Source organism: Pseudomonas sp. PDM32, from assembly GCF_019219225.1.
Taxonomy (GTDB): Bacteria; Pseudomonadota; Gammaproteobacteria; order Pseudomonadales; family Pseudomonadaceae; genus Aquipseudomonas; species Aquipseudomonas laurylsulfatiphila.
Genome location: NZ_JAHUWE010000018.1, coordinates 80,594 through 92,874, shown reverse-complemented (window position 1 = coordinate 92,874; position 12,281 = coordinate 80,594). Strand labels below are relative to the sequence as shown.

Sequence of the window (12,281 nt, the reverse complement as noted above, 5' to 3'; positions counted from 1 at the left end):
GAATCCTCGTATCCTGCATACAACCATCTCTCAGTAGCACCAACAACGTGGCTAGCCTCGCAAAAACGAGGCCGATTCTCCAGCGTTCGAACGAGGGGAGTATCCTAATCTTCCAGATGGATGACAGACTCACGGCTCGCAGCTTTATCGCGTGCGACAGCCCCTCAGGTACGTTTGAAGTCTGCACTGATGACATTCGTCGCTGGCTTCGAAGTGATGTACTTAATCCAGGCGTGCATCAGCGCGCGACGCTTCTCGAAAAAGTCTGACCTTGAATAAGCACCTTCGGTTTGGTCGCGCTCGTCATGGGCCAGTGCCAGCTCGCAAATTTCGCGTGGAAAATTGGTTCGCTCTCCCGCCCAATCCCGAAACGAGCTGCGAAAGCCATGCCGGGTAATATCGTTATGCCCCAAACCATGCAAGAGGTTTCGAATAGCGTTCGCGTGCATCGCTCCGCTTTTGCCCTGACCTGGAAACAAGAACTGGCTCCCCTCAACTCGCGGCAGGTTTTGAAGCATCTTAATGACCTCGGGAGCTAAGGGGATATTGAACGCTTTCCCCGCTTTCATGCGCTCAGACGAAAGCGACCAAACACCTTGTTGAAGGTCAAATTCACTCCAAGTAGCGAGACGCACCATATGCGATCGAGCCCCGGTCATGATCAACAAGCGCGCTGCGACTGAATCTCGCGAATTGTTGCTCTGCGCCAATCTGAGCATAAGCATTGGTACCTCTTTCCACTTCATTGCCGGGAAGTTCTGGCGTTTCCGAGCTTTTTTCTTCTCAGCCTTGCTCAGCAAATTATCCAAGTGCCCTCGCCATCGTGCGGGGTTTTCTCCCTCCCTTAACCCTCTTGCCTTTGCAGCGTCCAACACTTGCTCAATCTGCCCTCGGACTTCGTCGGCTGTGCGTGTTTTGCTCGCCCATATGGGTTGCAGTACCCTCAGGACGTTCTCGGTCTGAATATCGCAAGCGGGTAATTTACCAATACCGCTAAACACATAAAGCTCCAGCTTGCGCAGCCATCCTTTTCGCCACTTGTCCGACCAACCCGCACCATGTGCGTCCCGGTATTCGATCGCCAATTCTTCGAATGAGATCTGCCGGGCATCCTTTATTCGCTGCGCCTGCTTTTGCAATTCGCGCTCTGCATCACGAGCTGCCAAGGGGTCAGTGCCTGCTATCAACTGCCCACGTTTAGCACTGGCTTCTACACGTGCTGCCTTCAAACCAACCTCGGGATAGCTGCCTAAGCCCATCTCACGACGCTTACCGGCAATCTGGAATCTCAAGACCCAAGATTTGCGCCCGCTCGCTTTCACCACCAAGCGCAATCCATCCCCATCTTCATAGGTGCCTGGCGCTGCCAGATTCTCGACCTGCTTTGGATTCAGCTTACCCATAAGACTCTCCATCCAGTGGGGGAACATCAATTGTTCCCCCATTTGACCCCCCACTTTTATCCGGAAATAAACGATAAAAAATGGACACCTACGGACGAATCTTAGTCTCAACCCCCCGTTAAATCTATCTTCTGCGGAAAATAGCGAATAGCAACGAACAATCAAAACGCCGGCCACAAGCCGGCTTTTTAATGCCTGAAAGAAAGTGATTCACAAAAAAATCACTCAGCCCCTTCAGTATTCTGCGCATAAAACTCCTGCAGCTTGGCTTGCAACAGTTTCTTGTCTGGCAATTGAGTGCGGTACTCCGCAATCAAGGCTGGCGACAGTGAGCGGTTCAAGGCGTACTCGACAATTTCGTCCTCTTTGCTCGCGCACAGCAATACGCCGAGCGCCGGGTTTTCGTGTGGTTTGCGGACATTGCGGTCCAACGCTTCAAGATAAAAATCCATTTTCCCCAAGTATTCCGGCTCAAAGCGCCCGACCTTGAGTTCGATCGCCACCAGGCAGTTCAGCCCGCGGTGGAAAAACAATAGATCCAGCGCAAAGTCCCGCCCACCTACCTGCAACGGATATTGCGAACCCACAAAGCAGAAGTCCCTGCCCAGTTCGATCAGAAAGTCCCTGAGCTTGTGCAGCAGGCCTCCATGCAAGTCCGTCTCTGCATGACCACGCTCCAGAGCCAGAAACTCGACCACGTAGGCGTCCTTGAACACGTTCAGGGCCTGGGGATGAATTTGTCGCAGCGGTGCTGAGACTTTTGCCGGGCTGACCACTGAACGTTCAAACAAAGCTGCCTTGAACTGCCGCTCCAGTTCGCGGCTCGACCACTTTTCCTGGATTGCCATGCGCAGGTAAAACTCGCGCTCCTCCGGGTGTTTGCTCTGGTTGAGGATGACCAAGTTCTGGGTCCAGGGTAATTGTCGCAGCAGTGCTGCGACTTTTGCGTCATGCCTATAAGCCTCGTAAAACTTGCGCATGCGAAAAAGATTCGTACGGGTGAACCCCCGCAATCCAGGCTGCGTATAGGCCAGGTGCTGAGCCAGTTGAGCCACCACCCCATCACCCCACTCCGCCGCTTCAATCTTGCGGCTGATGTAGGCCCCAACCTGCCAGTGCAGCTCTATCAGCTCGGTGTTGACAGCCTGCATGGCGCGTTGTCGAGCAGTCACAATCAGTTGGGTAATTTCACTGAAAGCAGAATCAAGAGGGGTATTGCCAGGAAGATCATCCACGTCAGGGCATTTCCATGTCAGCTGGAGGGCTTTCTCAATTACTCCTGAAACCGACGCAGGAACATTCACAATGTATTTCTGCATGAAACCAACGCTAACAAGCTTCCCACCACCCAGAGAACACTAGCCAAGCCAAAATGGCCGATGCTAAATCCACCCCGTCCAGAAACCGCTCCCCTTACCCCGGAAGTAGCTCTGCCTGTCGGACTTCGCTTTCAAGCTCAACGATGAAGCCCTGTATGGCGCCAAGGATCACGGGCGCAATCGTGTGCAAACCCTGCGCAAGTTGTACCTCAACCTCACGGATAGCTGAACGATTTCACCAACGTCAACTCCCCCACCGCGCGCATCGGCACCACGAAGGTATCCATCTTCTCGCTCGGCGTGCCTTCCTCGGTAATCACCGTCACCTGCGCGGTGGTCAGCGCTTGTACCGCGTCTTCCTGCCCCTCTTCATCACTGCTGTAACCACCGCCAAAGTAGTTCACATAGACCAGATATTGCCCCTTGATCGGTGCAGGCATGGCGAAGATTTCCGGGCCGTAGCCAGTAGTGACGTCGACGTCGAGCGCTGCGCCGTTGGGGGCGACGCGGTCGCCGTACCAGATGTGCGCGCCGTCGGGGGTGATGAGGTGCAGGTCAAGGTCGGTGTTGTCGCTGTCCCATGCCAGTAATACACGTAACTTGGCCGGGGTCGCACCGCCGCTGCTGTTGAGGAATTGCGTGCGGTGACGTTGCTGGCCATCGGGGTTGCGAACTTCGACGCTGTTGCTGCCGTTGGGGAATGAGAACGGGCGATCGAAGCGGCCGGCCGGGTCGATTTTCAGCGGCATGCTCACCCCGTTGACGATCAGCCGGCCGGGCTCTGAGGATTTCGCTGTGGCTTTGATCTGGCCGCTGATGCGTGCGGTGTTGGCCTGCCCTGCCGGGGTGTTGACCGACGAGGCCGGGTAGTTGACGACCTGCCGGAAGCTTTCCCCTTCCCCCTCGGGCGCACCGGTGCGCCAGCCGCCTGCGGGGGTGTCGAGTTTGACGCTGTCCACCGCCATCACTGATGGCAACGCCAGCAGCGAGCAGAGACACAGCAAGACCTGTGGATAACGGAGTTTCATGGTCTATTCCAGCAAGAGGTGGCGGGCGAGCCCTTCGATGTAGGTTTCATTCTGGCCGTTGGGGTGTGCCTCGAAGGCCAGGTGCAGGTATTCGTGGGTCAGGTCGAGGCGGTCTTGCAGTGTCAGCACGCCGCGCACGTAGATACGCTGGCGTTCGCGGTCGACATAGGGGCGTCCGAAGGCCAGGCGGCATACAGCGAAGGCGCCGACTTCGTTGTAGCCGACCTCGCCTTCCAACCGCACACGCCAGCCGCGCCGTTGTTTCTGCAGCCAGTCTTGTGCGGCGGGCAACGCTTCGCAGGACGCGACCGGGTTGTCCCAGCGACTGAGACTGGCGCGTGGGTAGGCGTGCAGCAGGATGGCGTCGTAGCGCTGGCCGGCACCGGCCTGTTCGACGGCTTGCTGCCAGGACAGCTTGTCCGGGCCGGGTTGATCGGAATGATAGGTGACGGTGCTGCCGGCCAGGACCAGGTCGCTGGTCCACGCAGCGATATCGCGGGATTCGGAGGATGCCGGACGCGGCGCGACCCGCTGACGGCTACTGCTGTCGTCGATGCTCAGGCAATCGCCGCTGCGCGTGGCGTTTTGCAGCAGGTACGTGCGGATGGCCACCGCGAGGGCTTTGGCGGCCTCGACCGGCTCGGCAGTGGCTTCGCGCTGGAGCACACGGGCGACGTACTCTTCGCGATCCAGCCGGGCGACGAGCTTGTCGTTCAGCAGAAAGAGTTCGCCGTCACTGTGGATATCCAGCGCATTGCCGTTGGCGAATTCGACGCGGTAGTTACCCTGTAACGCTCCGGAAGACACCGCAGAGCCTCCTGACAAGACACGCCGAAGTGGATAGCGGGAGAACAGGTCGACCTCTACACACTTCCCTGCATCCGCAGGCCAGGCAACAGGAATCGCCGCGGACAATGCCTGCGCGTAATCACGCAGTACCCGCTGACTGGTGCCCCGCCCCCCAGCCCAGACCGGTGCACCATCCGCCGTCCAACCGGCAAATCCGCCCTGGCGTGACGTGGCATCCTGATCTGCCAACCAGCTCCAGGTCTTCACCCGCAGGCGGCTTCCAAGTTCGCCGACGACATTGCCATCAGCGGCATTGAGCACCACGTCGAGCAACACACGTCGGGCTTGATCCTGCGCCGGCAGCACGGCCAACACCTTCAACAGCTGCGCCACCGAAACCCGGGTAGCCGGTTGCAACGAAGGCAAATCCAGCAACCATGGCGGCGCCTGCCGTGTCTGCCAATAGGTTCGCCAATCGGCCTCGCGGATGCCCAGTCGCGCGGGTTCGAAATACAGACCGCATGACTTCACCAACGCCTGATCGCGTTCGATCCTGCCGCCCGCCGTGCAGCAATAGACTTCTTCCTTCGACTGGCCGCGACATTCATAAGCCGGCTCACGCGCACCGGTATCCACCAGCCAGGCGTAGACGAACAACTTCCACACACTGCCCAACGGTGTCTGCAAGGTCTGCGGCAGTGGCTCGTGGGCGACCACCTGAGTTCGGCTCAACGACAATAAATCGCCCTTGAAGGCCAGGCGCAGCGGTTCGTCCTGTGCTGTCGCCAGCACAGGGATCAAACACAGCAGCCACCCCAGCAGCAACCTGTGCACGTCAGTGAACCGTGACCTGGCCAAGGGCTGCCTTTTGTTCCATCGCCTGATGCTGCGGCGCATACACCTGAGTGAATCGCACCGGCGGCAAGTTGAACTGCCCCTTCTGCGAGAAACGCACCAGATGCCGCAGGCGCAATTCGCCACTCAAGGCATCGACCGGAACGGCATAAGCCATTTGCCCCGGTTCGAAACGCGCCTTCTCCAGCGATGTCGGTTCGGTGCCAGCCTTGCCCATGAGCTTGATGCCCCAGGTCGTGCGCTCGACATCGGCGCCCGGTGGCAGCGGCACTTCCAGCAGGCCGTAGCGCAGCGGTTTGGCAGCTTTGCTGGTGACGATCACTTCGTCGAGATAGAGGCTGTCGCTGGACAGCGCCGCGTTGCCGACTGCCTCGAGTTTGAAAGTGAAAGCCTCATCCCCCGGCACCAGTCGCGACAGGCGACGGGTGATGGTCACGGCCATCGGATCCACTGCCGGCTGCTGGCTGCGATAGCTCAATGCAGCGCGCAGCGGACGCTCCTGCACCCCGCTCAGCGTCAATACCGTCGGCACTGGCGCAGGCCCCTGCCACGTCCAATACATCTCACCAGAAACCCCGTACTGTTTCTTCCAGCCTTCACCCGGCGCCAATGCAATGGTGGGCGATGCCTGCTCGATGCTGCGTTGCAGCCAGGTGAGCGCCAATGCCCGTTCCAGAGTCGATTGCTGCGGCAACAGGCGTTGCAACAACGACTGAGCGCGAGCCTGATCGAAGGGTTGCAGCGACAGGTTCAGCGCTTCGGCAAACGGCTGGGAACTGACCGCCAGACGTTGCTGCGCGTCGGCCAGTTGCCGATTGAACGCATCCGGCAAGGCGACCTTCGCCTGCCTGGCCAGCGAGGCCGTCAACACTCGCGCGGCAGCCAGCCCCAATGCGGAGTCAGGATCGCTCATGACGAGGCTGTCTTCGCCATCCTCCATCAGGTTGGCGGCACTGCCCTCACCCGCTTTCGCCAGATCATCCATCAGCCCACTGAGCAAGGTATTGACCGGCAACTGCATCTGTTTGGCGAACGACAGGATCAGCGCCCGCTGCAATAGCGGCGTGTTGTTCGCCTGTTTGGCGTAGACCTCCAGCACCCGCTGCCAATGCTCCGGCGGCAGGCTCAGGTCCAGCACCCGGCTGGCGTGCCAGTCAGCGTAATAGGCGTAGGCGGTGAGGAACGCGTCCGGCTCGCCGTCCATGCCCCACCAGGTGAAGCTCGCCGAAGGGCCGGCCATTTGTACCAGGCGCAGGCGGCTGTTTTGCATGATCAGGCGCAAGCGATCGCGGATCTGCGGATTCGCCGCCAGCGTCGGGTAGGCAATGCTCAACGGCAACAGGCGACTGGCGGTCTGCTCGACGCCACCGTAGGGGTAGCTCAACAGATCGTCGAGGGCCGAACGGAACAACGCTTGCGGACTGTCATCCAGGCGCAGGCGAATATCGGCTGCGTCTGCCGGCAGAGTCAGCGGTGTATCGCCGCTGCTCACATCGAGACTCTGGGATTGCGTCACCCGCCAGCCTTCACCGGTCGCGCTCAGCTGCACCGTCAACGCATCAGCGGTTTTGCCGTCCTGCACCAGCTCGGCGCTCCACTCGCCATTGGACAGTTCAAACGCTGACAAGGGGATGTAGTTGATGCCGCTGTTCAGGGTCACAGGCACGCGCTGTTCGTTGCCGGCGTAACGGGTCACCAGCTCGGCCTTGAGCGGTTTCTCGGCCTGACTGAAGGCGAACACTCCGAGGTCCGGTTTGTCGCCGGTACGGAATCGACTCGGCCCGCTCCACTTCAGGTACAGCGGTTTTTCCGAGCGTACGAATTGCTTCTTCTGTCCGACCTGACCGTCATCGGCGATGGCCCTGGCGGTGATGCGCCAGCGGGTCAGTGAGTCGGGCATCTTGAAGGTGAAGCGGGTTTTGCCGTTGGCATCGGTCAGCAATTCTGGCTGCCACGCTGCCGTGTCGACGTCCTCGCGACGCGGCCGTTCCAGCACCTTCACGCCGCGCTCACTGCGATTGGCTTTGCCCGGTGCACCGGGGCTGCCCGGCAAGGCGACGTCATAACTGATGAACGACAAACTGGCGCTGGTGCGCACGTTGTTGCGCCGCGGGTGATAGAAGAACTGGTCGATGCTCGGCGCCACTTCCGGTTGCAGGGCGTAGACCATTTCATCGACCACGCTGACCGTCAGGTGCGCCGGGATCGGCTTACCGGCAAATTGAGTCGTCAGGTCCACCGAGACGGTTTCGCCCGGCTGGTAGGTGTCTTTATCGGTGGCGATGGCCACCTCGATTTGTGGCGTTACCACCTTGATGCCGGCGTTCTGGAAACTGTACTGGCCGCCCTTGGTGTACAGCACCGAGAAGGTCAGGTTCGGCGCGAAGCCGTCCTTCACCGGGATGCGCGCGCGGTATTGGGTATCGCTGAGTTTTTCCGTCTTCAGCCAGTCACCGCCGCTGGACAGCAGCGCGGTCGCCTCGACCTTGTCCCGCTCCAGCGACAGCAAGGCATCGTTGACCGGTTCCGGGAAAGTGATCAGCGCCAGCGCTTCATCGCCGGTGATGTACTCGGGCTTGTCGAGGACGATTTCCACGGTACCGGGCACGGCCTTGACACCTTCGCCGGTGACTGAATGCCCGGTGGCGCCGACCACGCGACCGTGGTCATCCTTGAGTGTCAGGTTGTAAGTGCCCGGTCGGTCAAAGGCCAGGGTGAAACCTTTGTCGCTTGCCGTGAGTTTGCCTTCGCCGCTGCTCTGGTCTTCCAGACGTACCCAGCCGTAGCTGCCCGGTGTAACGGCCTGCGCCTGCTCGCCTTCGCGGGCGTAGCTGAACGCAACCTTGTCGCCCACCGCGCTGAAGCGTCGGGGCGCGCTCAAGCGGAAGTTCGCCGCGCCACGGTCGATGAGGATTTCCTTGGTGGTCTTGACCCGATACGCCGCGCCGTCGCTGGCAAACACGGTCAGCATGTAGCGACTCGGCTTATCGGCGGCGGGCAGGTCGAGCGTTGCGTTGCCCTTGGCGTCGGTGGTCAGTTCGGTACTGGTCAGCTCCACCGGAAATTGCCCAAGGTATTGCAGTTCGTTGTCGACCATCGACAGCTGTTGGGCGCGCAGGCTCAGGCTCAATTTCGCATTGGCCACCGGTTTGCCGTCCGGGTACAGCAGCACCAGGTTGCCCTTGACCGGTTCGCCGGTGCGGTAATCCTGCTTGGCCAGATTGAGCGAAATCTCGAAGTGCGGCTTGATGTATTCAGCGACGCGGAAGGCGCTGCTGTAGGTCTGGTCCTTGTAGGTGAAACGCAGTTCATAACCACCGGCCACGGCATTGTCCGGCAACTGGAAGCGGCCCTGGGTGCCGGCCCTGGAATCGAGCTTCAGATCGAGGGATTGCAGCGCCGTGCCGGTGGCATCGAGCACGCTCACATTGACGTCGGCAGCGCTTGGCTGCACCGAGTCCCGCGCGTTCTTGAATTCACGTCCGACGATTTTCAGCGACACCCAATCCCCCGGCCGATAGAGCGGCCGGTCGGTGAAGGCATAGAGTTTGGTGTCGTAGATTTCGCTGTCGTAGTAGAAATTCTCGGAGACGAACACCCCGCCCTCTTCGTCCTCGCCGATCACGAAGGAACGCTCGGGGCTGACGTGTTTCAGGCGCAGCAAGCCGTCGCTATCGGTGGCGCCACTGCTCATCACACCCAGGCCGTCGGTCCACAACACATTGACCTTCGGCACCGAGCTGCCTTCGTGTTTGCGCGCAGCCCACACCAGCAATTCGTCACCGGCAATCTTGCTCGCCGTCACGGTGTTGGAGACGAACACCATGGTGGTCGCGCGGTACTTGCCGATCAGCGCTTCCACCAGATAAAGACCCGGTTTGAGATTGCCCAACGGGATGTACACATTGCCCGGCGCGACACTGACAAACTCGCTGGAAGATCCGGCCAGGTTCACCCCCGCCGGTGGCTGGATCGGCTTGGCCTGCCACAACGGATAACGGAACTGGCTGACCACCGGCAAACCCGGTATCAACGCGAATTGCGGCTGCGCATCGTAGGGCGTTGGCGCCGCCATCGCATTGCCCATCTTCAGTTCCGGCACTTCCTCGGTGACTTGTTTACGCGACTCGTAGGAAAACGCCCGCTGCATCACCCGGCGGGATTTGCGATACCAGTTGTCCCACAGGTACGCGAGGGTGTTGGACAGACCTTCACCCTTGAACTGGCCGTCGCTGACCACCCGATGCAGATTCTTCTGGCGCTTGAGGAAGTCCAGCGGCTTGTCGATGCGATACACCCGAATGTCCGCGCCGCCATAAGGTTCCATGCGAAACCGGCGATAGTCGCGGCCCGGCGCTTCGAGGCGCACCATTGCCGGTTCATCGCTGGCAAAACTGCTGTCGGCCAGCAGGAAAAAGCTCTCACCGGCCACTGGCGCATAGCCGCTGGCCGGGACCGAGTCATCGGCATTAACCACCGAGAGTGGCAGCATCCACACCAACATCAGAGACAGAAAACGCAGCATGCGGGCACCGGTCATTGGGAGAGAAAATTCAGTCGATAGACGCCGATGAAGTTGGGGTTGGCTGCATCGGGTATCCATCGGGTGTCCTTCCATGTCATGAGTTGCTGCAGGCTTGCCGAACGCATGCCGTTGTCGGTGGGTGTGGTGGTACCGGTGTGATAGGCGATGTAGCGGCCCATCCAGATCATCAGGTGCTGGTCGTCGCCCTGATCGAAAAACATCAGGTCGCCAGGGCGTGCCTGTGACACATCGCGGCTGACCAGATGGCTGTTGAACTGGATCAATTTGATCGCGTTGACGTACGGCCCGACCTTGCCGCCGCCCTGCTGCCACTGTTGGGCGAGACCGCGCTGGGCATCGCTCAATTGCAGCTCCGGCGGCAGGTAACGATTGGACAGGCCATTGCTGCGCAGCCATTTGTCGTCATGGACTTTCAGCGCTTCATTGGCGGCAAAGCGCACCAGCCCGGCGCAATCCTGCTGATACCAGCGCGGGCTCGGGCCCTGGCTCAGTTGCTCTTGGGCGATGCGCACGAACCAGGCGCGGAACACCTGGGATTGCTGCGGGTCGAGCGATGGCGTCTCGACGGCTTGGGCACCTGCGCTCAGCAACAACGCCAGCAGGCCGAGACTGCGGATCAATGCCGTCACAGCGCTTTCCACTCCAGCGGCAGCCACTGCCAGTGGCCGTCTGGCTCGCTGCCTTGCGGCAAGGTCAGGGCGTATTTGCCGTAGCCACCGAGCGTACGCAGCTTCGGAATCAGGAAGGTTTGCGCGGCGTTGTAGAACACCGGTTCCATGTCCTGGGGCAGGCTGTCGAGGGTTTCCTGCTGCATCAGTTGCGCCATCGAATCGGGGCCGAAATAGACTGGCATCAGCAAGTCCTTGGGCACCACGTCGGCCATCGGCGGGAAGCGTTTGTCGAGGGTGCCGAGGGCCTTGTCCACCAGCTTGTCGTCGAGGGAAAACAGCAACGTCGAGCCATGGCGCGCCAGGCTGACTTTCATGAACGCCTTGCCGGTGATGGCATCGGGATCTTGAGCTTCCTTGGCCGCATAAGGACCGAAACTGGAGCTGACCTGGCGTTGCCACTGATGGCTCTGGTCTTCCTGTTTTTCCACCACCGGGAAGGCACCATCCTCGACATTGCTCTCGTGCGCACCGACCATCGAGCCGAACAGTTTGCCCAGATCCCCATCGAGTTTGCCGCTGTCGTCATCGTTGAGGCTGGCCACCAGCAAGGGCGTGTACAACCGAGAATCGGCATACCAGCACAGCCCCGCCGCGCCGGCCATGTGCTCGGTCAGTGCCTGGGCCACCTTCTCCTCGGCACCGAGTTTCACCAGCAACGGTTTCTGTTGTTCGGCATCCAGCGGCAATGCTACACAAGCGCTTGCGCCCATAGGCATGGCTTGCCAGATCGGTTTGAAATCGAAGTCCGGCTGGTTCTCCAGCTCGTCCATGGCCAGGAAGCTGTGCCAGCCTTTGTCGTCCATGTCGAAACGCAGGCCGGCGAAGTTCGGAATGAAACGCTGGTAACCCATGGCCAGCACACTGGCATTCACCGACAGGCGTTGTTTCACCTGCGGCGCACGAGGCGGCAGGCCGAAGGCTTCGGGAAACAGTTTTTCGCCATTGAGCAGCGCAGCAACGGCCGTGGTCGATACGCTGCCCGGTTCCTCCGTTGCACCGCTTTGCGGATCGTAGAGTTTCGCCGGATTGGACAGCACCACCAGTTTGTCGCCATGGGACGCGAACAACAGCGCCTTGCTGGCGTTGTAGTTGAGCTGATAGAGCGGCACATCTTCGCTGCCGACCTTCACGTCAGCGACCTTGCTCAGCTGCGAGTCGTCCAGCGCGACTTTGGCCATCGGTTCCAGCACCTTGGCCAGGCCGCCGCGATCCATCACCAGCAGGAAATCCTTGAGCCGCCCGTCCGCCCCGCGCCACAACGCCACGTCGGCAGGCTGATCGAACAGTTGCTCGATCAGGGTGTCCTGCAGCTTCAGGTCATGTTCGTAGATGATCCGCCGCAGACTGCCGATCAAGCCGAGGCGATCGGCGTGGGTTTCGTAGTAGAAGACGAAATCTTCGGTCAGGGTTTCCTTGAGGAAGGGCACCGCGAGCAGGTCTCTGGGCAACTGGCTCAAGGAATGGGTTTCCAGCAAACCATCCGGCCGCCCCATACCCAGTTTGTCACTGGCCAACGCAGGCGCCGGCGCCTTGGGCTTGTGCATGAGCCACCCCAACCCACCGGCCACGCCAGCGACCAGGCATATGCCGATCAGCAGCGTCGGCCAATGCAGGGAAGGTTTGGCCGCGGGTGCGCCAGCGGCCGGAGTAACAGTGCTATCACTCATGTT

General features: G+C 60.3%; 7 protein-coding genes. All 7 read right to left on the bottom strand.

The features are described from left to right. Window positions 1–164: 164 nt before the first annotated feature. A complete protein-coding gene (locus tag KW846_RS27925) occupies window positions 165–1,403 on the bottom strand; it encodes an integrase arm-type DNA-binding domain-containing protein (RefSeq protein ID WP_218486229.1) in 1,239 nt (412 codons plus the stop codon). Between the two features lie 221 nt (window positions 1,404–1,624). Beyond that, complete coding sequence (locus KW846_RS27920; RefSeq protein ID WP_218486243.1) at window positions 1,625–2,638, bottom strand: PDDEXK nuclease domain-containing protein; 1,014 nt, start codon at window positions 2,636–2,638, stop codon at window positions 1,625–1,627. Between the two features lie 299 nt (window positions 2,639–2,937). Further along, entirely contained in the window at window positions 2,938–3,750 is an 813-nt protein-coding gene (locus tag KW846_RS27915) for a YfaP family protein (protein ID WP_218486228.1), read from the bottom strand. A gap of 3 nt (window positions 3,751–3,753) precedes the next feature. Next, window positions 3,754–5,373 (bottom strand): DUF2300 domain-containing protein, encoded by a 1,620-nt coding sequence (locus KW846_RS27910; protein WP_218486227.1) that lies wholly within the window; start codon window positions 5,371–5,373, stop codon window positions 3,754–3,756. A 1-nt stretch (window position 5,374) separates the two neighbouring features. Continuing rightward, the gene (locus KW846_RS27905) at window positions 5,375–9,934 is read right to left on the bottom strand and encodes an alpha-2-macroglobulin (RefSeq protein WP_218486226.1); all 4,560 of its coding nucleotides are present in this window, start codon (window positions 9,932–9,934) and stop codon (window positions 5,375–5,377) included. Then, window positions 9,931–10,569: a DUF1175 family protein gene (locus tag KW846_RS27900; protein WP_218486225.1), complete on the bottom strand. Its 639-nt coding sequence runs from the start codon at window positions 10,567–10,569 to the stop codon at window positions 9,931–9,933. The genes KW846_RS27905 and KW846_RS27900 overlap by 4 nt, the downstream gene beginning before the upstream one ends. Next, entirely contained in the window at window positions 10,566–12,278 is a 1,713-nt protein-coding gene (locus KW846_RS27895) for a DUF2138 domain-containing protein (protein WP_218486224.1), read from the bottom strand. Before KW846_RS27895 ends, KW846_RS27900 begins: the two co-directional genes overlap by 4 nt. Window positions 12,279–12,281 lie beyond the last annotated feature (3 nt).